General features: G+C 63.6%; 12 protein-coding genes. All 12 read right to left on the reverse strand.

Annotation, left to right across the window (positions count from 1 at the left end):
- From asnB (ACYJSS_RS18315) to ACYJSS_RS18370, 12 genes are read right to left on the reverse strand one after another with little or no spacing between them, the layout of a single operon-like run.
- Positions 1-1,977 carry an asparagine synthase (glutamine-hydrolyzing) gene (asnB, locus tag ACYJSS_RS18315; RefSeq protein ID WP_236204871.1) on the reverse strand — a complete coding sequence of 659 codons (1,977 nt, stop codon included), beginning with the start codon at positions 1,975-1,977 and terminating at the stop codon, positions 1-3.
- A gap of 24 nt (positions 1,978-2,001) precedes the next feature.
- Positions 2,002-3,999: an asparagine synthase (glutamine-hydrolyzing) gene (gene asnB / locus ACYJSS_RS18320; RefSeq protein ID WP_236204870.1), complete on the reverse strand. Its 1,998-nt coding sequence runs from the start codon at positions 3,997-3,999 to the stop codon at positions 2,002-2,004.
- 10 nt (positions 4,000-4,009) lie between these two features.
- On the reverse strand, positions 4,010-5,704 hold the full coding sequence (locus ACYJSS_RS18325; RefSeq protein WP_236204869.1) for a class I SAM-dependent methyltransferase: 1,695 nt from the start codon (positions 5,702-5,704) through the stop codon (positions 4,010-4,012).
- Positions 5,694-6,560: a class I SAM-dependent methyltransferase gene (locus tag ACYJSS_RS18330; protein WP_236204868.1), complete on the reverse strand. Its 867-nt coding sequence runs from the start codon at positions 6,558-6,560 to the stop codon at positions 5,694-5,696. The genes ACYJSS_RS18325 and ACYJSS_RS18330 overlap by 11 nt, the downstream gene beginning before the upstream one ends.
- Positions 6,557-7,597 (reverse strand): radical SAM protein, encoded by a 1,041-nt coding sequence (locus tag ACYJSS_RS18335; RefSeq protein ID WP_236204867.1) that lies wholly within the window; start codon positions 7,595-7,597, stop codon positions 6,557-6,559. The genes ACYJSS_RS18330 and ACYJSS_RS18335 overlap by 4 nt, the downstream gene beginning before the upstream one ends.
- Positions 7,597-9,300, reverse strand: a complete 1,704-nt coding sequence (locus ACYJSS_RS18340) for an ABC transporter ATP-binding protein (RefSeq protein WP_236204866.1) — start codon at positions 9,298-9,300, stop codon at positions 7,597-7,599. Before ACYJSS_RS18340 ends, ACYJSS_RS18335 begins: the two co-directional genes overlap by 1 nt.
- The gene (locus ACYJSS_RS18345) at positions 9,293-10,105 is read right to left on the reverse strand and encodes an ABC transporter permease (protein WP_111261810.1); all 813 of its coding nucleotides are present in this window, start codon (positions 10,103-10,105) and stop codon (positions 9,293-9,295) included. The genes ACYJSS_RS18340 and ACYJSS_RS18345 overlap by 8 nt, the downstream gene beginning before the upstream one ends.
- Positions 10,102-12,801 carry a radical SAM/SPASM domain-containing protein gene (locus tag ACYJSS_RS18350; protein ID WP_236204865.1) on the reverse strand — a complete coding sequence of 900 codons (2,700 nt, stop codon included), beginning with the start codon at positions 12,799-12,801 and terminating at the stop codon, positions 10,102-10,104. The genes ACYJSS_RS18345 and ACYJSS_RS18350 overlap by 4 nt, the downstream gene beginning before the upstream one ends.
- Positions 12,798-14,972, reverse strand: a complete 2,175-nt coding sequence (locus ACYJSS_RS18355; RefSeq protein WP_236204864.1) for an alginate lyase family protein — start codon at positions 14,970-14,972, stop codon at positions 12,798-12,800. The genes ACYJSS_RS18350 and ACYJSS_RS18355 overlap by 4 nt, the downstream gene beginning before the upstream one ends.
- Positions 14,969-16,822: a glycosyltransferase family 4 protein gene (locus ACYJSS_RS18360; protein ID WP_236204863.1), complete on the reverse strand. Its 1,854-nt coding sequence runs from the start codon at positions 16,820-16,822 to the stop codon at positions 14,969-14,971. The genes ACYJSS_RS18355 and ACYJSS_RS18360 overlap by 4 nt, the downstream gene beginning before the upstream one ends.
- A 2-nt stretch (positions 16,823-16,824) precedes the next feature.
- Positions 16,825-19,617 (reverse strand): acyltransferase family protein, encoded by a 2,793-nt coding sequence (locus tag ACYJSS_RS18365; protein WP_236204862.1) that lies wholly within the window; start codon positions 19,615-19,617, stop codon positions 16,825-16,827.
- Between the two features lie 5 nt (positions 19,618-19,622).
- Positions 19,623-22,259, reverse strand: a complete 2,637-nt coding sequence (locus tag ACYJSS_RS18370) for a bi-domain-containing oxidoreductase (protein ID WP_236204861.1) — start codon at positions 22,257-22,259, stop codon at positions 19,623-19,625.
- Positions 22,260-22,293: the final 34 nt, after the last annotated feature.

Raw genomic sequence — 22,293 nt, forward strand, 5'->3', positions numbered from 1 at the left:
TCAGTGGCCCCGCCCGCTCGGTGCTTCGATCCAGCGGTCGTACCAACTGGCCAGGTTGTACAGCGCCCACAGGTTGGCGCCGTAGTTGCCGCGGCCGTTGCGATGCGCCTCGAACAGGCTGCGGACGTAACCTTCGTTGAACCAGCCCCCTCTGAATAGCGCACATTGGCTGATCTCGAACTCGACCCGACGGCCCAGTTCGCCCTTGAGCCAGTGGGCCACCGGGGCACCGAAACCGACCTTGGGCCGGTCGATGACCCGGTCCGGGATCAGCCCACGTACCGCGTCCTTGAGGAGCGACTTGGTGCGCCCGCCCTGGAGCTTCCAGGCGGCGGGCATTGCGTAAGCCGCCTCGACCAGGCGGTGATCGAGGAAGGGTACGCGCGCCTCGATCGAGTGCGCCATGGTCATCTTGTCGACCCGCATGAGCAGCAGTTCGGGTAGGCGATAAGCCAGCTCCAGGTTGGTCATGCGCCGCAGCTGTTCGTCATCGCCGGCCGGTAGCAGGCTCGCGGCGGCCGCCATGATCGCGTCGCTGTCCGCCACCCGCAGGGCACTGTCGTCCAGCGGGCCGGAGCCCTCTGCGAAGTCGATGGTGCCCTTGTTGAGCAGGGCACTCTTCTGGATCTCCCAGAACGTCGCCGCGCCGCCCCAGAAACACTCCTTGTCACGGCTGGCGCGGAGGAGAAAGTCCAGGCCTGACGAACGGTACAGACCGTCGCGCCCGGCCCGCTCCGCCAACTGGCCGATTCCCCGGCGCACCCCTTGCGGCAGCCAGCGTCGATACGGCGTCCAGAAGCGCCGGTGCAGTTCCAGGTAACGCAGATAGCCGCTGTAGCCGGCGAACAGTTCGTCCGCGCCCTCGCCCACAAGCACCGCCTTGACCTCGCCCGCAGCCAACCTTGAAACCTGGTAGAGCGGTAGGCATACCCAGTCGGCCAGCGGCTCATCCTGATGATGGACGATAGCGTCCCAGGACTGCTCGAACGAGTCCTGGGTCACCAGGATCTCATGGTGTTCGGAGCCGAAGTGACGGGCCATGTCGCGGGCGTACTCGCGCTCGTCCATCTCGGGGAAGCCGCCATAGCCCACCGAGAAGGAGTGCACCGTCGCGCCGTTGGCACGGGCCGCCATGCCCGCCAGCAGGGAGCTGGAATCCACGCCGCCGGAAAGCAGCACCCCGACGGGCACATCGGCGGCCATGTGCTCCACCAGTGCCTCGTCGAAGGCCGTTCGAACGGCACGTACCGCCGCCTCGCGGTCCGTTGGTTGCGAAAAGCCCGCCAGGGCGGGATGCCAGTAGCGCCGGAACTCCAGCGGGCCGCCATCGACAATGCGCAGGTAGCACCCGGCCGGCAGTTTCTGAATGCCGCGGAACAGTGTCATGGGGGCCGGGGCCACCATGCCACTCAGGTAGTGGTACAGGGCGGCCGGGTCGATCTCCCGCGCCACATCTGGCACCTGCAGGATCGCCTTGATCTCCGAGGCGAACAGCAGGCGTGAACTGTTTCCCTGCACATAAAGCGGTTTGATGCCGACCCGGTCGCGCCCGAGGTAGAGCGTGCGCCGTGGGACGTCCCAGAGGGCGATGGCGAACATGCCGCGCAGGCGATGCAACAGGCCTTCCCAGCCCCAGGCCAGGTAACCCTGGACCAGCACCTCGGTGTCCGAATGCGCGGTGCGGAATCGATAGCCGGCTGCCTCCAGCTCACGACGCAGGCCCACGTGGTTGTAGATCTCGCCGTTGAAGACCACGACCACCGACTGGCCGGCATCCGACATGGGTTGGGTCGAAGACTCATCGAGGTCGACGATGGACAGCCGCCGGTGCCCCAGCCCGAGGCGACGCGAAGGGTCGATCCACAGCCCGGCAGCGTCCGGCCCGCGATGAATCAGGCTGTCGCGCATACGGGCCAGCACCGGTTCGGAAACGGCCTGGCCGCCCTCCGCTACGAATACTCCGCAGATTCCGCACATGGCGTCAGGTTCTCGCAAGCGGCATCAGAAGCAATCGGTCCGTCCTTCGATCCAGGACTCATGCCAAAGCACGGCGTTGAGCACGGTCCACAAGTGGAAGCTGTAACCACCCCCGGTGCCCATCTGGTGTTTCAGCATGTCGCGGAAGTAGTCATTGTCGAAGAAGCCCTCGCGGACCAGTCGCGATCGCTCGAATGCGGCGAGACAACGTCGACCGAAGTCTTCCTGTTTGAACCAGGCCTCCATGGGTGCACCAAAGCCTTGTTTCTTGCGGTAGATCATGTCGTGGTCGAGATAGGGCTCGGCGGCCTTCTTAAGCACGTGCTTGCCCACGCCGTCGCGCAGCTTGTGCCGGGGGTGCAGAGTGCGGGCGAACTCGATGATGTCGTGATCCAGGAAGGGCGTGCGCGCCTCGATGGAGTGCGCCATGGTCAGCTTGTCCACGCGCATCAGCAGGTGTTCGGGCAGGCGCAGCTTCATTTCCAGGTAGGGGATCTTCTGCAGCACATCGGGCTCGAGCAGCTTGCCCCTGATGGATGAGAGGTAGTGCGCGACTACCGCATTGCTGTCGGTGCCTTGGTGCGAGTCCGGCAGCAGGCCCTTGACCGGGCAGTCGATCTGACTGGCGAAGCTCGAGTGGTCGGGAGTGAGCTGGTCACGCATGCCCCCCCACCAGCACACCGCCCCGCCCCAGAACAGTTCCTGGCCGGAGCGCGCGCGCTTCTGGATCTCATTGTCTTCGGCTGTCAACGCCGGCAGCAGCGTCCTGGGTTGTGAAACGAAGCGTCGCCACCAGGGTAATCGGGGCCCAGGCAATGCCGGGTTGTAGACCGTCATCGCCTTGTCCCGGTAATGGTCGCACCACCAGTAGCCGAGAAAGTTCTCGTCGGCGCCCTCTCCCACCTGGACGACCGTGGTGCCGCTCTCACGCACCAGCTTGGACAGGAAGTACAACGGAATGCATACGTTGTCGGCGATCGGCTCGTCCTGCAGGCGCACCAGTTCAGGCAAGAAGTCTTGCGCATCGCGGTGGTTGATCGTCATCTCGTGATGCTCGGTGCGGTAGCGCTCGGCCACTCGGCGCGCGTACTTGAATTCGTTGGTGTCGTCCTCGCCTTCGTAGCCGATCGAGAAGGTCGTGACCGGCGCGTCCCGCAGCTCGCTCATGAGCGCCACGTTGAGGCTGGAGTCCACCCCACCGGAGAGCAGCACGCCGAAGGGCACATCCGAGACCATCCGCCGCTCGATGGCCTGGCGCATCAAGGCGGTCATCTCCGACACCGCCTGTTCGTCGGTGCGTTCGCGGATGTCGGCAGCGCTGGGAATGCAGTCCCAGTACTTGCGCGCGCTGGCCTCGCCCCGTGCATCGACGGTCATTACATGGCCTGCCGGCAGTTTGAAGATGCCCTTGAACAGGGTCAGCGGAGCCGGCGTGACGATGAAGGTCAGGTAATGCCAGAAGGCGGCGGGTTCCATTTGCGGCGATACCGCAGGATGACCGAACAGCGCACGGATCTCCGAGGCGAACAGCCACTCGCCGGCCTGGGTACGGGTGAAGTACAGCGGTTTCTTGCCCGCGCGGTCTCGTGCCAGGTGCAGGATCGGGGCGTTCGGGTTGCGCGCATCGTAGATGGCGAAGGCGAACATGCCGTGGAACCTGTTGACGCAGTCGATGCCCCAGAGTTCGTAGGCACGCAGCAGCACCTCGGTATCCGAGTGGTCGGTACGCCAGGCGAACGACCGGATCTTGGAAATCTCGCGGCGCAGCTCCGCGTGGTTGTATATCTCGCCGTTGAAGCTCAGCACCACGGAGGCGTCTTCGTTCGCCATGGGCTGGGTAGCCGCCGTCGACAGATCGATGATCGACAGCCGACGATGCCCCAGTACGCAGCGCTCCTGCCGCTCCCGCCATATACCCGCACCATCCGGCCCCCGGTGCAGCATGCGATCCCGCATGTTAACCAGGGTCCGGTCATCGCATACCTTTGCCTGTGGGTTGAAGGCGCCCGTAATTCCACACATTGAACGGCTCTCAGCGGTCGTTGTTGATGTCGTTGTCTTGCACCCGGGTCTTGCGCCGCCACCCGTCGAGCAGGTGGGATAGCTTGTAGAGCCAGGTCGATTTGAGCTGCTGCAGCTCAGCCGACAGCGCGGCGCACTCGCGGGACACGGCCCCGAGGCGGCTGCCCAGTTGTTCCACCTCGGCCTCGCGGGCTGCCAGCAAGGCGTTGCGCTCTCTCACCTCTGCTTCTGCTCGATTCACCTCTTGACGCAGCTCGGTCACCTTGCACTCTTCCCTCGCTACGCGAGCGGTTACCTGAAGCAATTCCTCGGCTACGCGATTCGCCGCGTCCTGCGCCCGTGTCGCCCCCTCGTTGTATTGCTCGGCAAGCCTGAGCGCCTCGTCCCGCAGCCGGACGATTTCCTGATGGAGCGCTTCGCTCGCCCTACCGGCTTCTTCCTGTACCCGCAGCACTTCGCGCCGCTCCGTGGCCACCTGCGCAGTCGCGCTGGACCGTGCCATCGGCGTCGCTTGCGCCAGAAGTTCCTCATCGCGTCGCCGATCCATGGCACGCGCCTGCTCAGCCAGCCCGGCTGCATCGCTTTGGCGACAGGCCACCACGAAAAGGATGGGGGCTGTCAGCGAAAGGCGCTCGAGCAGCGAGACAGCAGGACCGATGGCGTTAAGCAGCGTGCGGGTTACCAATGGCAATGGCTCGGATTCGCTGCGGCCGCCCAGCAGGTCTGCCGCGCCTCGGTGACGCCCCAGCATGTAGGCCGCCAGCTCGGGAAGACTCATGCCGTACTGCCCATCGATGTGCAGCAGGGCAAGCCCGCAACGTGCCAGCAGCTGGCTGACATGCGATGCGCCGAACAGATTGATATGGCCCGGGGTGTCGTAGCCCCCGTGCACCACGCTGCAGTCTCCGCGCTGTGCCCGCAGCAGGGGTGAGTCGAGGTTGGGGACGGTGAAGGCGATCACGCCGTTCTCGGCCAGCAGGCGATGGCACAGACCGAGCATGGCCGCGGGGTCCGCCATGTGTTCCAGGGACTCCCAGAAGCTGATCAGGTCGAAGCCGCCTGGCGGTAGGGTCTGCTCGACGTGCCTGACATCCAGCCCGGCCTCCTGGCACAGGCGCAGACACTCGCGCGAGGACTCCACGCCGAACGCCTCGAAGCCATGCGCGCCGGCCGCTACCAGCGAGTTACCGAGGCCACAGCCCATGTCCAGGTAACGTCCACCTCGGCGCTGTGCGAACAGTGGGCTCAGTCGTGTGAAATAGTCATCGAACCGAGCCAGATCGGCGCTACGGTTCTCCTCGGACATGCGCTTGTTGAAGGAGCGCAGAGCGACCTCCGCCGCCTTGGGGCAGCGCTCGAAGAATCGCTCGAAAAGCAGTGCGTCGACCACCAGCGGAACATGCCAGCAGCCGCAGCGCCCGCACTCCTCGTAGGCGTAGCCGTCATAGGACTCGAAGATCCGGCGATGCTCCCCGGTCGCTCCACAAGCAGGACAGGCACGCTGTTCGAGCCCCGCGATGAGAGGGCGGCCGTCACGGTTCCACAGGTAGACAGCCTCGCACCAGTCAGCCTGACTCATGGTGCTGAAAGGCGTCCCTATGTCCGTATCAGGCGCCTTGTCGCCGTCACCCTGGGGCGTGACCAATGCAACGACCAGTTGGGCGAGATCGCCAGCCAGATCACCGGCGGCCCGCTCAATCGGCATGGGAAGCCCGGGCCGCAGAAACCTTCGGTACCACCGCTCGCGCTGCGTAGATCAGCAACTCGCGCAGGCTCGGGTCTGCTTGCATCGCCTGGTGGTTCTCGAAGTCGATGCCGGCGAGTTCGGTTAGGCCGTAGAGGCTGTAGTTGAAGGCCTCGGACTCTAGCGTGGCGAAGGAGGACGCCTCCAGCATCCACTCGATCTCGCTGGCGGTGTACTCGCGGTGATGCCCTTCGAAAGGCAGCTGGGTGGCGAACTGGCTCTGGATCGGCGGATGGATCGACTGCCCCCGCGAAAGCTTCTGGCGATTGTAGATGTAGGCCAGATTAGGCGTATCGAGGACCATCAGTCCTTCGGGAACCAGTGCCCGGTGCACGTCGCGCAGCAGCAGGCGCGGTGTATGCGGTACATGTTCGATCACCCCCATCAGCATCACGGCGTCATGATCGCCGGACGGCTCGAAGTCGGTGAAGTTCCGCACAGTCACGCCATGCTCCGCCAGCAATCGCTTGTTGTCATCGAAGCAGGCCCCGTAGCTGTCATAGGAGTCCAGCGCTGTAACCTGGTAACCGGCCTGGGCCAGCATCAGCGCGCAGTTGCCGAAGTACGCGCCGAAATCCAGCACTTTGGCACCTGGACTCGCATGCCGCCGCAACAAGCGCAGAGCGCGGACCATGCGGATCGAGCTGAGGTTGATGTAGTTGGCCCAGTTGAATCCCTTGAGGCCCGGCGAATGCGCTTCCAGGGCCGAGTAATCCTTGCCGTCGATACAGGCCATCACCTGCCGAGCGGCGTTGTCGGCGATGCGGAACTCATCCGGGAAATCACGCTGCAGTTCATCGGTGAAGCTGAGTCTCATGCCTTGACCTTTTTGATGAGCAGACCCTGGGTCTCGTATGCCAGCGTGCCCTGCCCGACCCAATGGTCGTTGCTGGTGACGATACCGTTGTGTGCCAGCCACTGCGGGTACTCTGCGGCGCGGTGGCGGACCTGGCCCTGCAGGATGGCGTTGAAATCTTCCCGGTCGCTGATGCCGTCCACCAGTTCCTGCTGGAAGTGCACGTCGCAGGAGCAGATCTTGTCGCCCTTGTAGCAGGGCTTGGAGCCGGGGATGGCCTCGAGCCGGTTCTCGAAGATGTTGCCCAGGACCGGTAGGCCGGTACTGATGCAGGGGGTGATGTCGCCACCCTGGCTGAGCCGTGCGGCAAAGACCCGGTCGGCGGCTACGCAGGTACGGCCCTCGCCTACCAGTACGCCGCCATCGAGTTGCATGAGGCTGGAGTAGCCGGACATGTAGGATGCCAGGTAGGCGCGCTCTTCCGCCGTGTAGGCCTTGGGGTAGCGGGGATCGAACAGGGTGGTCGGCAGGAAGCCGACGCCCGCCTCCCGGCACTTCTCGTCGAGTACCGGCAGCAGGTGCAGCACCGCGGGTGCACCGACGAAGCGGACCAGGCAGGGAATGCCCAGCTCACGGGCTTCGCGGGCGTTGTCGAAGAACTTGTCCATGGAATGGCTGCCGATGTGCCAGTCCGGATGAAAGCTGAACTGGATGTACGCCAGCGCCTGGACGGCCTTGTCGGAAAAGGCTTTGCGCACGGGTACTGAGCCGTTGCTGTAGATCGCCACGCTGTCGCCCTGCCCGGCCAGCGCCTCGCAGAAACGATCCAGGTTGGGCATCAGCATCGGCTCGCCCCCGGTCATCTGGATCATCCAGGGGCGCCCGGCGGGTCGGTTGTCGGCGAAGAAGCGCACCAGACGGTCGATGTAGGCCGTGTCGCGGAACGGTGCGAGTTGCTCGGTTCGCTCGACCGCGCCGCTATCCACCAGGCTGCAGTAACCGCAACGGAAGTTGCAGGTATCGAACAGCCACAGCTCCATGATGTTGGGTGCAATCATCAGGCTGACTCCGGGCAGGTGCTGCTCACCGTCACACACATCGGTAGCAGGGTGCTGGCGCCGGCGAGCTTGCCGCCATTGCCCTTGATGGTGATCTCGAGACCGCGATTGAAGGCGAAATAGACATCATCGTTGATGGAGTAGAACTTGCCGTCATTCTCTTCGAAATAGCCGGGTCGCACCGCGAAGACCGTGAAGGTGTAGGTGCCCAGTCCAAGCTTCAGACCGGACCATTCGAAGCGCAGTCGCCCGTAACCAGGCGCGACGCTTACATTACCGGCACTGAGGCGGGCGATATCGGTAACTCCATCACGGTGGAAGGCGAAGAGGAACTCTACAGGCAGCGGACCGCTCCGTTGCTCGGTCCGGTAGTTACAGAGCACGCTGATCGCCTCACCGGCGTCGAAGACGAAGCGGGCTTGTCCGTCCTCGCCACACAATTCGATGTCCTCCAACCAGATACGGCCCGAGCCATGCACGTCGGACTGCTTGGCCAACTGGGTTTCCGGTGGCAGCAACCCGCTGCGTACCCGCGACCACGAAGACGGCTCTGCAGCCAGATCCAGCTCGCTGCGCAGCTCGCACTTGTCCTTGAGCCACAGCTCGCACAGCAGCCTGTTGTTCGCGCTGGCCACATAGTCGATCTCCACGGCCAACGCCGAGCCCAGGACCTGCTGACGGCTGAGGTCCAGCACCAGACGGCAACGCTTGACCGCCCCGCCGTCAGCCATCATGCGCAGACCGGCCTCGCCATCGACCTCGTCGAAACCCGAGGATGGCTCGAAAACCGGGTCACCGTGCCGCATGAGGTATTCGCCAAGCAGGCGCTCGCCATCGAACAGGCGCACCGCGCGGACCAGAAGCTGCCCCTGCAGCGGGGCCTGGCCTACGGTCGAGAGTTCCAGCAGGCATATGCCCGCCTTGCGTGTGGAGATGGCCTTGGCGCGCAGGCGAGCCTCTTCCTGCAGACGTACCGAGTGCTCGTAGGCGCGGATGACCTCGTCGCTGCGGCCATCGAGCAGCACACTGCCACGGTCCATCCAGATCATGCGGTTGCACAGTTTGGCGGCCGAATAGACATCGTGCGATACCAGTAGCACGGTCGTACCGCTCTCCTCCGCCATCTCGCGGATACGCTCGAAACTCTTGTTCGCGAAGTAGGCGTCGCCCACTCCCAGTATCTCGTCGAGTACCAACAGCTCGGGGGAGATGGCGGTGGATGTGGCGAACATGAGGCGTGCCATCATGCCGCTCGAGTATGTCTTGACCGGCTGGTCGATGTACTCCTCGAGCTCGGAGAAGGCGATGATCTCCTCGACCTTCCGATTGGCGCGCTCGCCTGTAACGGCCAGGTGCGCAAGGTATGCGAGCGCGTTTTCGCGACCCGTGAAATCCGGATGGAAACCGGTGCCGATCTGCAACAGCGCATGTGCGCCCTGGCTGACCTCGAAACGGCCCTCGGTGGGTTGCGTCACCCCCGTGATCAGGCGCAACAGCGTGCTCTTGCCGGCACCATTGCGACCGATGAAGGCGACCTTCTCCCCTTTGCAGATGGTCAGGTTCACATCACGGATGGCCCAGTGTTCCTGGTAGGCATCGACGCGGCGCAAGAGGCCCAGCATGTCGAGGAACCGGTAGTGAGGCTTGGCGTAGAGCTTGTACAGCTTGGACAGCCCTTCGGCGCGGATGATCACGTCACTCATAGTCCACCAGCATGTTCTTGAAGCGCCGGAAGAAGGCACAGCCCAGGGCGAAGGTCACCACGCAGATCAATGCGAACCAGCCCAGCGCCTCCAGGTCGATCGGGTGATTCCCCAGAAGGACGGTACGGAAAGCCTCCGTCATGTAGTACACCGGGTTGAGGTAGATCATCGCCTGGAAGCCGCCCGGCACCATCTCGGGCTTGAAGCCGATGGGCGATATGAACATCAGCAGCAGCAACGACAGGTTCACGAAGTTGGCGACATCGGGCAACGCCACCACCACTGCCGAAAGCACGAACACGCAACCCAGCAAGAAAAGCACCTGCAGCACGATGACCAAAGGCAGGAGCAGAAAGCGCCAACTGATATTGCCGTCACCTGTAACCAGTAACGCCACGATCAGGATGCTGACCACCTGCCCGGCCAGGGCAACCAGTACGGTGCGAACGGGGATCAGGTCCACCGGCAGCATCACGTTCTTCACCAGATGCATGTTCTGTCGCAGGGACACCGCACCACTGTTGAGCGCTTCGCTCATGCCGATGTAGGGCACCAGGCCGGCGAACACGTAGAGCGTGTAGTCGAACTCGCTGTACCCCGGGAAGCGCATCTTGAACACCACCAGGTAGACGAACAGGTAGATGCCCAGCAGCAACAAGGGGTTGATCAGCAGCCAGGCCTTGCCCAGCGCCGAACCCGAATAGCGCTTGGCCAGCTCCACGCGGGTAATCGACGTCAGCACTCCGCGGTAGGACCAGATCATCGACAGCACGCGACCGGCCGAGCGGGCGATCCGCAGGATCATCGCTTGAAGCCCCGGAAAAGTATCGCCACCACGGGTTTCCTGAGCCTGTCCACCAGCCGGGCGGCAATGCGCCGCACAACGTGTCGACCAGCCTGCCGGTTAGTGATGGCGTACTGGGCGATGCTGGCATCCGCCAGTGTGCGATCGAAGAATGGACCCTGGTAGCCGTAGGCCATGGGACAACGCTGGCAGGGCGGCAAGGGCGTATCGGAGTTCACCGTGCGTCGGAACTCGCGCATACGCTCGCCGTTCCAGATCTGCTGGAAGTCCTGTTCGAAGATGTTGCCCAGGGCGTAGTGTTCCTGGCTTGGCCCAGTGGTGATGCAGCAGACGTCCATCCGTCCATCCACCGTGAAGTTGTTGATGTCTGTCCAGGGCTTCTGGCAGTAGTAACGCACCTTTTGCTTCGGCGCAGGCTCAGTCTTCGGCTTGGCGACCACGGCGGCTGCCTCTGGCTCGCCAGCGATGGCCTCCATCTCGATGCTCTCCACGCCCTCGCGCTCCCTGTCGGGGGCGGCTTCCAGGGTGTCGCCCCAGTCGATGCGCGCCTTCAGGGCTGCCTCACCGCGCGCGAACAGCACCACCTGCAGGCGGTGGTTGTCCGCCGTATCGATGATCAGCTCCTGTTCGTGGTGGCCAGCCTCGAAGGCGAACTGGTGCGTCCATTTCTGGAAGTCCTCGCTCAATACGCCGATGACCAGCCTACCCGCCAGGACCTCGACCTTGATGGGGAGCGCCAGGCGCGTGTTCGGTGCACAGGGATTGGAATAGGACTTGATCAGGTAGCGTCCGGACAGGTTCTCCTGGGCGTCGATATCCAGCAGGTTGCCTTCCCAGCGCGCTCGCACGCCGGGGCTGTCGATCTGCCAGCGTCGTGGTAACGGTAGCTTGAACTCGCTGCGGATACCGGCCCCGGGTCGCATGACCCGGATGAAATCGATGTCGGCGACGCAGGCCTCGGTGCAACTGAACTCCAGGGACACACGGGATGAACTTCCGGTCTCGAAAGCCAGCTCCACGTCCTGATCGCCCGGGACCGGCTGGATCACCAGGCTGGCCAATACCTCGCCGGCTTCACCCCGCACCGACAGCGTAAGGGAGGAGCCATCCTGCATCACCCGGGCCTTGAACAGCAGCTTCCTGCCAGGCTCGACCGGCGTCGCTGCGCTGCGCCAGGTACCCTGCCGCGGGCAACGCAGTACTGCTCGGTTCAGCGTCCAGGAAACGCTCATGGCCGCGTCGGAGCAGTGCCAGTCATTGCGGCGTGGAGCGAGGAGGCGTCCCTCATAGCCGGGCGGCATGATGACCCGGTCCACCGGGTCGGGGCGGACGGAGCGGAAAGTGGATGGATCGAGACGGATATCGCAGTCGTTGTTGGTGTAGGGAATCCTGCGTCGAGGTACGTCCTCCAGGTATTCCCGCGCTGCGTCCAGGGCATCGTTGACCTGCGATTCATAAGGCACGATCTCACGCAGGTCCTCCACCGCACCGAGGTCGGCGCCCAACTCCGAAAGCGGGCGGATCATGATGACGTTGACACGCAGGTCGTACTCGGCGAACTGCAGGAATTCCTGCAGTTCGTGGACGTTGGTCGCATGCACCACGAACGACACGAACACGCAGGGCGTATCGCTCCAGGCTCGCTGGTCGACGATGGTGCGGATGGTACGGGTGACGCGGTCGAACTCCTTGAGCTTCATCACCTCGCGATGCGTCTCGGCGGTAGCCGCGTTGAGCGAGAAGGTAATCGATTGAAGGCTGAGCAGATGCGGGATCTGCTCAGGCTCGATCAATGCCCCATTGGTGATCAGGTAGGAGGAGGCGCCCTTCTTCTGCAGCGTGACCAGCAGCGAATTGAATTCCTTGTAGATGGTCGGCTCACCATTGCCTTCCACACCGTACATGTAGGCGGTGTTCAGGGTCGGTGCGATGAAACGCTGGACCTTGTCGAACGGGAGCTGTTTCTTGATGATCCCGGTGCGTTTGATGGTCACCGAGCAGAAGTCGCACAACGCGTTGCACTGCCCGGTCGGGCACAGCGCAAGGTACATCGGAAGGCTCAGGCTCTCTTCGCGCCCCAGGCGCATCTCCATCCCGGCCACGAATGCGTTGAACAGGCGTGAACGTTTGCAGCGTCGGTGGATATAGCGCTTGAGCGGCCCCCAGGTAGGCAGGTAGGTATCGACGTCGAGAATGCTGTCATCGGCCACATAGGGGGCGCTCAACATCTCGAGCCCGCCCAGCCTGAACTCGCTGCCTCGGGAGTAGCTACCGAAGTAGTTGATCAACGCCAGTCGGAAACGCCCGGTCTCGCCGGGAGCGTAGGAGAACGCCAACCTGTGATGGCCCGTTTGCTCCACGGCCCGTTGGCGTTGCCAGTTTTCGGGGGCTCCCGCGCTGCCCTGGTCCTGGGACCTGATCAGTACCAATGCCAGCGGAGCGGCATGCAATACCTCGACTTCGAGATCGAAGGTATAGAGCCATCCCTTCTCCAGCTGGAACTCCGAGGACAGTACCTGCGAGTTGAGCGGGCCGTGGTCGCACAGCCAATGGCCCAGCACCTTTTCTCCATTCGCACAGACGCCTTGCCAGGACACGCCTGCGGCGATTCCCGGTTCGACGAAACCGGTGCGCTTCCTGCGCCCCGTGTCACGCTCGGCCTTGTCGGTCACTTCGACGAGTGGAATGGTCTTCATGCATGCAGTCCTTCAGTTTCCGCCTTCCATAAGGCATTGGCGCGTTCGCATCCTTGCGCGTATGACGGGCCATTCAGGGGCGCACCAACGAATGTCGCACCGGTCAAGGTAGTCGACTCCGCCACGATGGCCGCGGTGCGTATACGCACGCCGTAGCCACTTGAATACCAGGCCTCTTCGATTGACCAGTGCAGCGTCGAGGGCGCCTCGAACATCGCCTCACCTCCCGCGAAATGGAGACGGGCCCGATTCGCTTGCACCGTGACCTTGACGCTGGGGTGGAGCAGAAAGTGCCATCGCAAGGTGTGACCGGGCCTGCGGCCAATTCGATCCTCGACAACCAGCGCACCATCACTGCTCAAGCAGAGGCGACGCTCGTGCAGCAGTTCAGGTGCCAGGCGCTGATAAGACGAGTTGCGTCCGATTACACCTACACAGTGGTCCATGCAGACCGGGAACTCCCACTCCGGGTCGCCCTGCTGTACCAGTCGGAACAAGGCCTTGGGGTCCATTCCGTGCTGCTCCTCGCCATCCACCTGGACAGTGTTATGGGTTGCGGTGGAACGGAATTCATTACGTGCATCGGGATCCTGTGTGTAGGTGTAGCTGCCTGCATCCACGAAGAGCGGCTGGGCGCCAATGGCCCACTCGATAGCCAACTGATCGTTGTGCTTGTGGTTGCCGATACCGAAGGTGCCACAAACCGAATTACTCATCGCTACGTAATTCTCCCCCTGCCGAAGCACGGCGACGCCGGCACGCTCGAACAACATCGCAGGTAGAGGTGGAGGCAGTTCCGTGCAGGTTGGGACAGGGTCCCATGGGTCGCGCCAGAACAAGGCTTCGACTCGACCGGAGGTATCCACTGAACCGCGCAGAGCCTCGCAACCCAGCACTGCAGCTCCTGCTGCCAGCAAGTGATCCATGTGCTCCTGCTCGATCTCCCAGCGGTCGTAGGCTGCGAAAATATGCGCGCGTCCGTTATCGGCATCACCGATCTGCGGCAAGCGCCCGCCATCCTGGCGCAAGGCACGAACGAACTGGAGTGCCTTCACCAACCGATCACGGTACTCGGCCGAAAACGGTTGCTTGTGATGCAGTGACAGCGCATAGGCGGAGAGGAACATCTCCGTCACCAGGCGGTGGTACGGAACGCTGGACTCGAAGCCGCCTCCGTCATCCAGCAATTGCAGGCGCACCTGTTGTTCCAGTCCGGATTCGGCTATCCCTCTCCACACACAACCGGCATCCAGCCCTGGGAAGTTCATGGCCAGCCAGTACAGGCCGAACAGGTTCGCCAGACCATGGTTGGAAACGATGATGCGCCCGTCCAGGGTGCCGAACTCCAGGTTGGCGGTGATGTGCCGCCCGTGTTGCACCAGACTCTTGAGGAAGCGACGCCACCAACGCCTGTCGAGTTCGCCGGAGCCCTGGAAGAACGACAGCCCTGCCTGCCAACTGACCAGGCGCAACGCCACGTCCATCGGGCAGGCCCAGTGCACGCCGATACCTGGCCGGGTATGAGCGATGAAGTCTGCAATGGTACGGGCATAGCAACGCGCGTACTTCTCGTCGCCGGTCAGCCAGTAGGCCTGCCCCAGCGCTGGGAAGTGCTGGCAGCGCGTCAGTTCCCAGGGGCCCTTCACATCGGCGTTACCACGGCGCATGGCAAATGGCGACCAGCGCCATTGGCTGAACACCGAGGCATAACGCTCGCCGGATATCGGGTCACGGTTCCAGTCGATACGGTGCCCGGCACCACGCTTGCCGCGGCGCATATCCACCGGGCCGCTGCCAAGCAGATCGAATTCGCCGCTTACCAATCGGTCGGCCTTCTCGATGATGCGCTCCGCTTCGCCGGGTACCGCCCGCAACTGGCGGACCACCTCATCGCGGTCGGATGGCAGGAAGTTGCGCCGGCCGAAGTCTCCTCGCCGCTGACGGATCAGATAGGCGTAGAAGCCGGGCCAGCCGTTGCGACGCAATATCGCGGTCATTTCGCCATCGGGCGGCTGGCGTGCGAGCAGGTACTGGCGCCACTCCCAATAGCGCTCCTGGCGAGTCTCCAGACCATGCAGCCAGGACTTCAGCCGCTCGCGGTGGGGCGCCGCGACCCTGTGCAGGCCAGCGCCGATCGACCGGCGCAGAAAACGAATGCCGCGGCTGATCATGACTGGCCCTTGATTGCAGCCGAGCGCTGCACCACGTGTCGGATGATCTTGTGCACGTGCTGCTCCCAGGTGAAGTTGTCCAGCAAAGCCTGGCGCGCATTGGCGCCGAGCGCAGCCCAGAGGTCGGCTCGCGCGGCCAGCCCCGCAACGGCATCGACGAAGTCGTCCGTATCGCCAGGCCTGCACAGCACCGCGCGCTGGCCATCGATCTGTTCGGGATGTACCTGTGCCAGGTCCTCGGTGGTGAGCGATGGCGTGAGCACATCGCCAATCTGCTCCAGGCGGCTGGCCACGATGGCACCGCCAAGCGCCATGTACTCGAACAGTTTGGTCGGCGAGCCGAAGAACTTGCTATCGACCATGTGCCGGTTGTGCGGCGAAACCAGGATATCGGCGCACGCCAGCAGGTTCGCGGCCTCGGTCTGGGGAACCGTTCCGGGCAGGTGAACCCGATCCTGCAGCTTGTGACGCTTGACGGCGTCGTCCACGAGATGCCGGAAATTACCATCGCCGATGAGGAGAAAGCGCAGGTTCGGGTCGCGTTCGCACAAGCGCGGCAGTGCTTCAGCGAGTACATCGATGCCGTGCCAACCGCCAAAGGTGCCAACGAAACCGATCACGCTATTGTCGGCCTCCCACCCCAGTGCCATGCGCATGGCACGCTTCTGCTGCGTATCGATCGGCGCATAGTGCTCGGGCGAGCAGCCATTGGGGTTGAACAGGATCTTCTCTGGCGCAATGCCCTGCTGGATCAGGCCATCCTCGATCACCCGGGAGATCGCTACGATGGTCGTGGCCTGGGCGAAAGCCGCCCGCTCGGCTGCGGCGAAGGCCGCCTCCAGTTCATAGCCGCGCTCGTCGAAGCTGCGTTTCATGGAAATTTCCGAGCCGTTGTACTCGAGGATGTAGGGAATCCCCAGCTCGCGGCTCAGTTGCGCGCCGACATAGCTGCCCAGGATGGCCCGCTCGTAGATATAGGCCGGCTTCAGTTCGACCAGGCGGTCGCGCAGCCACCGATAGTAGAAGCGCGAGGCCTTCAGCACGTCGATCTCATTACAGGTCGACGACGGCGAATCCATGATTACCTGCTCGATCCCCATTGCATCGAGCAGATCGAAACGGTTGGCCATGAAACACACCAGCCTTTCGGTGCGCGCGGCCAGTTCCTGCGCCACGTAGCAGGTGTGCCCGTAGCTACCGCCGGCGGCGATCTTCACCCAGTAGTCGGTACGCAGGTAAACGCCGGTGCCGGGGATTTTGTTTTCGGGGCTGGGCACGCTGCCGATGGCGAGCGGATAAGGCGAGGCCTCGGCGATATGCCGCTCGATCTCGGCGACGATGGACGACTCCGAATCGCCGAGCATGCGGGCCAGGTCGGCGGGCATCCACTCGACCACCAGGTCGGTCACGTCCAGCGACGAAGGGCCACCCAGCGCGTTGCTGAACACCAGCGTCAGTCTCTCGGAGGTCCCCGGATCGATGACGAAACGCTCGGAGAAACGGCTTCTGGGCAGCGGATAGTTGCCAAGCCAGCTGGACTCGTCGGCATTCAGGCAACCAATGGCCATGGCGCCGCTGGCCAGTTCACCGGAAACCGACAGTACCGCCATCTGCCCGGGACGCGCCGCGATCGGCAGCGAGCGCAGCTGGTAGCCCCAGTCGGAGTCGTCGCTGGCCAGATGAAAACCTTGCTCTCGGGCCATGAAAGTACGAGCCGCAACGGGGCTCCAGCCGAACTGCTGCACACGTTCGATGCGTGCCACGCGCATTGCGTGCCAGGCGCCTGCGGCACGGCGTCGGAGGAAGCGAGCTACACGCAGCGGGAGCTGAAGAATCGACAGATGGCGCACGGCTAGACTCTCTCCGAGTACGCGACGTTATGGGTGGTGAGAACCTTGATCAGCGCTTCGCGGGTAGCGGGTTCGGCGCCGGTGATCGAGATCACGCCTTTTTTCAGCAGGCCCAGCCAGATATCCGGGCCCTCGATGCCCGCCTTGCGGAGCCGGGCACGCACGGGATCGAGCATCAGGTTCACCTGATTGACGTTACGGCACAGTTGACGGCTGCCTTCGACGCTGCAGCTACCGCCCGCCTGGACCACGTCTGCCACTGAGGAGTCCAGCGGCAACAGCAGATCACGCACCGCCTCTTCGGCGGAGTGCAAGCGCACGTCGGAAGCCGGCAGCGCCAGCGCTTCGTCCAGATCGAGTTGCATGTTGTCTGCAACCTTTACAAGCCCGGCATTGAAGGTGGGGTCGAAGATGTAGAAGCGCTTGGCATCGGCGGGGCCGACGGCTACTACCGTAGTGACATGGGTGAAGGTGCCTGGTATGCCGAAGTCCATGGTGAAGGCTTCATAGCCGAACATCTTCAACAGCCGCGCCTGGAACACAGCGAAGCCGCCGCAGGAGGCGCCATTGCGCTTGGCCTCGAACGACTCGGTCAGAATCTGCCCGAGCGGCAATCCGCTCATTACCGCATGCAGGGCCTCCTCACTTTCGATCACCAGCCGCGGCGACAGCCAGTGCATCAACTGTGTGGCGCCGCCCAACCCATCCGCCTGCCGCGCCATTTCCGGAGCCAGATTCAGAGCCGGAATCTCCTGCCTGATCCGCGTCATCATCTGCGCATCGGTGGTGCAATCCGCGCAAGCCGCCAGGCTGAACGCTTCCAGCTGGTAGGCGAACTGCTGGTCGGCGTAGATCAACAGTTCTAGCCGTGTGCCTGGCGCAACGGTGACGGACAAGGGGCCATCGGGCATGCGGAAGTAAGTGCTGGGCTGATCGTCCATGGTCAGGCGCCCGCTGACTGCCTGATCCCCCAACTGGCGCCCTAGAAGCTCCAGCCTGCGAACTCCTGGCTGGCTGGCTTCGACCACCAACCCCAGGCCCGCCGGGGGAGTTTCGCTGCTGATTCTCAGATTTCCGCGTGCCAGAGCGAGAGTGGGGGTCCGATAAGGCTGCACGGCCAGGCCGCTGTCCTCGCCGAAGAAATGCCAGGCTGCCGCCAGTCCACTCGTCTGCTGCCCATCGACGACGCAGTCCGAGCAGGCCGTCAGGCTGGTCTTTTCGATCACATAGGCATAAGGCACATCGGCATAGATCAGCAGCTCGACCTGGGCGCCGGGGGCCACCGTGAGGGACAAGGGGCCATCAGGCATGCGGAAGTAGGTGCTCGGCTGGCCGTCGATGGTCAGGCGTCCGCTCACGGGCTGAGCCCCCAACTGACGCCCTATCAGCTCCAGCTTGCGCGTCCCTTGCTGGCGGGGCTCGACCACCAGGCCCAGCCCCGCCGGGCCCATGTCGCTGCTGATCTGCAGATCGCCGCGATGCAGTACCAGATCGGGGTTCTGATAAGGCTGCACGCGCAGGCCACTGTCATGGCCGAAGAAATGTTCGAGCGCAGACGGTCCATGCAGGTCCAGCAGTGTCGAGCGCGATACTGCGAGTGCGGTCAGGCTGGCAACCATCAGGGCGGCAACGCCCAGCAACCGGGGGCGCCACAGGCGCAGATCGGCGACGGAGATACGCGGCAGCTGCCAGCCGAGGTGCGCCTGGCTCAAGTGCGGACGCAGCCTCAAGGCCGGCGCCTCGACCAGAGTCCAGGACAGTGCGGCCAGCACGAAGGCCACCAGCAGCGATGCCCAGGCCAGCCAGGCCTGCCCGGTCATGCCGGCGTAGTAGAGCCCTAGCGGTAATGGCATGTGGAACAGATAGAGCCCGTAGGACAGGTCGCGGCCGCGCATCCAGCCTGACAGCTGCGGCCAGGAGTGGGCGAGCGAGAGCACTACACCCGCCAGCAGCAAGGCGCGCAGGGCGATATCCAGGTCAGGTATGCGGTACCTCACGGCCGTTGAGCCGGTTTTCAGGAAATAAAGGCCGGTGATCACCCCCCATGCCAGCAGCCACCAGGCCGCTCGCCCGACGAAAATGACCTTCAGACGTTGCCAATAGATGGCCACCGTCGCCCCGGTGAGAAACAGCCAGAAGTAAGGGAGCGGACTGGAGTGGATCAAACCGGTGGAGCTCGTGGTCGGCTCGTTTAGCAGCATGGGGCCTACGTGCATGGCGTAGGCCAGCGAACCGCCGAAACACAGGAGGATCAGCCAGGGCGTCAGCTTCAGACGTGCCAGGGTTCTGGAGAGCACCAGCGGCACCAGCAGGTAGAACCCCAGCTCGACCGGGATAGTCCACAGCACATCGGCGGGATAGCTCTGGTACAGGCCCGTCCAGGTGAAAGGCCCCCAGTTGGCGACCAGGTTGCCGTAGAAGTTGGAGCCGATGAGCATCGCCGACAACAACCACTTCCAGAACATCGGCTCCAGCAGCATCGACACGGCGAACCCGCCGGTACAGGCCAGCAGCACGATGACCAGCAGGTACTGCAGCCACAGCGCCGGATAAATGCGCAAGGCCCTGCTGCCCAGGTACGCCCAGAGGCCACGCTGGCGGCTGACATAAGAGCGTGTGATCAGGAACCCGCTGACCACGAAGAATACGGGAACCCCGGGGAAGCACTTCAACAGCAGGTCGACTTCGCGTGGTAGCGGCACCTGCAGCCACCAGAAGGTGTGCGAAAACGCCACCTGCAGAGCAGCCAGCAGGCGGATCAGGTCGAAATTGTTGTCGTGCTCGTCGGCAAGCATATCGCTCAGTCGTCCACCTCAAGGGCTCCGGTTCCCATGAGCAGCTCCTCGACCCGCAGCGCCACCGCCGTGGTCTCGATGATTTCGTCGAAAGAGATCGGAGCCGCGCCCCCGCTGGCCAGTGCTTCGGCCAGCATCTTCATCTGCGTGGCCTGCCCCTTGTCAGCCTCGGTAGCTGACCAGAGCACCTCCCCGGTGCTGGCCTTGATCAGCTGCTTGAAGTCGTCGACGACATAGGCTTCGCCGTCGCAGAACACTTCGATGCGCTCTTTCGGCAGCCCCTGCTTGGGGCCGAGGGCGGTGTAGAACAGGTTGCCGATACTGCCGTCGGCATAACCGACCGTAGCGGAAAAATTGTCGGTAACGAGATAAGGCCGTGCGCCCGGATTGATGCCCGTGGCGGAAACGGATATGACGGCCGCCCCAGCCAGGCAACGGAACACGTCGTACATGTGGCAGGCTTCGCCGATGTTGCGTCCGCCGCCCTGCTCGGTCTGGATCCAGTGGTCCAGCGGGATGTAGCCACCGTTGAGCCGGTAGTTGATCGCCAGCGGCGCTGTGCGGTTGGAGAGGACCTCGCGCAGCGCCTGGATGGCTGGGGAGAAGCGACGGTTGAAGCCCACCATCAGCAACGGTGGGTTCGCCAGGGAATCGTGGCACTCCACCAATGCATCGAGCTGTTCCCAGGTGATAGCGAGCGGTTTTTCGACGAATACGTGCTTGCCGGCCTTGAGCCCGGCCATCGCCTGGAAAGCGTGCTCGCAATGGCGGGTCGCTATGACCAGCATGTGCACATCAGGGTCATCGATGGCGGAGTCCAGGTTGGAGGCGAATACGCCAAGCCGCCGCTCACGCACGAAATTGCCGCCACGTACGGCGTCGCGACTGACGACTCCCCGCAGGAAAATCCCGTCCTGACGATCGAGCATGGGCACCAGCATGGACTGGCCATAAGCCCCCGCCCCCACCAGCAGGTAGTTGATCTTGTCCGCCTGTGGGGTGCGCGCACCACGCAGGTGGATGCGCTCGGCCTCGGACGGTTCGACCACGGAGCGGCCAGATGTGTAGTCGAGCAGCACGCCAACAGGCGCCTCCGGGCTGCTGGCCAACATCTTGTATAGCGTTGGCGCCTCGTCCACAGGGGCCACGATGTCCACCAGGGACTCCACGTCCAGGCGCCCGGCTGCGATCAGCTCCATGTAGCTCTGCATATTGCGGTTGAGCGTCCAGCGCACGTAGGCGAATGGATAGTCGCGGCCCTTCTCCTCGTAGTTCGTGTCGTATCGGCCGGGACCGTAGGAGGTGCTCATGAGCAGGTCGATTTCCTTGCGATAGAAATGCGCACGCTGCACGTTCAGGCCTATATCGCCAACGATCACCACGACGCCACGGCGCCGCGTCACTTCCATGGCCGTATTGATCACCGCATCGGACTTGGTCGCGGCCGTGATCAGGGTACGATCACAGCCCTGTCCTTCGCTGATGTCACGCACCAGGCGGAGGAATTCCGCAGGATTGGCACTGCCATACTCCATGCCCAGCTTCCGTGCACGCTCCACGCGCCTGGCGTCGAGATCGAATCCGATCACCTGGCAGCCTGCAGCTCGCAGCAGTTGCACGGTCAGCAGGCCCAGCAGCCCCAGACCGATGACGGCGATCCGCTCTCCCAGATCGGGCTGGGCACGACGCACGCCTTGCATGGCGATGGTACCGATGGTGGTGGACGCGGCCCAACGCATGTCACAGCCATCCGGGACGCGACACACCAGATTGCGCGGCACCAGCACATAATCGGCATGGTTGGCGCGGCCGGCACCGCCGCAGGCCACTCGGTCACCGACCTTCAGCCCCTGCACCCCGGCGCCCAGGGCAATGACGACACCGGCGGCCGAATAACCGAGGTTCCACCCCGTCTCGTCCATCTCGTTATGGGGATCGCCGTCGGGATTGGGAGCTACCAGCACCACGCCGAGGCGCTCGAAGTCGGCGCGTGTCACGCCGCCCTGGGCATTGGAGATGACCAGCTTGGCCGCGCCCTCCCCTTGCGGATCGAAGATCAACCGGTCGTCTAGCGTGCCTGGCGTCAAGGTACGGTTCCCCAGCCACTTGGTACCCGCGTCATCGAGGATTCCGATGGCCAACCTGCCACTGTCGATGGTGCCGCGTATTTCGACTGCAACCTGGTAGCCCACGGGAATCTGGAAACTGGCGGTATGTGCCTGATATTGCCAGTCCGAGTCGTCGCTCAGCAGTGTCAGGCGCCCCCCGTGATAGCTGAACTCCGTGGCCGCATCGCGCTCCCAGGAAATGGAGTCCAGATTGTGGTCGGGCTGCCGCGGTTGCGGGCGATCGGGAATGAGGCGAGCGATTCGGCTCTTGGCGATGCCTTTGAGTCGCGAAGCCGCCAGCCGCGGGTCAGCGATGGCCTTGGCCAGATAACGCCCGGCACGACTGGTGATCTCCCTGGCCTGGTCCAGCCCGGTGGGAGCCTCGCCTGAGGAGACGGGGCGCAAACCGGCAACCTCGGTCCCCACGCTGATCATCGAATAGTGGACCTTAACCAGTACGGCGCCGGGCTCTACGCCAGGTGCGGGCATGCGTGCGACACGTACGCGATCGTTGGCCAACAGGACTTGCCTCATCAACACGCTCTCTCGTCATGAGCCGATGCATCGG

It is taken from the genome of Pseudomonas sp. No.21, from assembly GCF_054558415.1.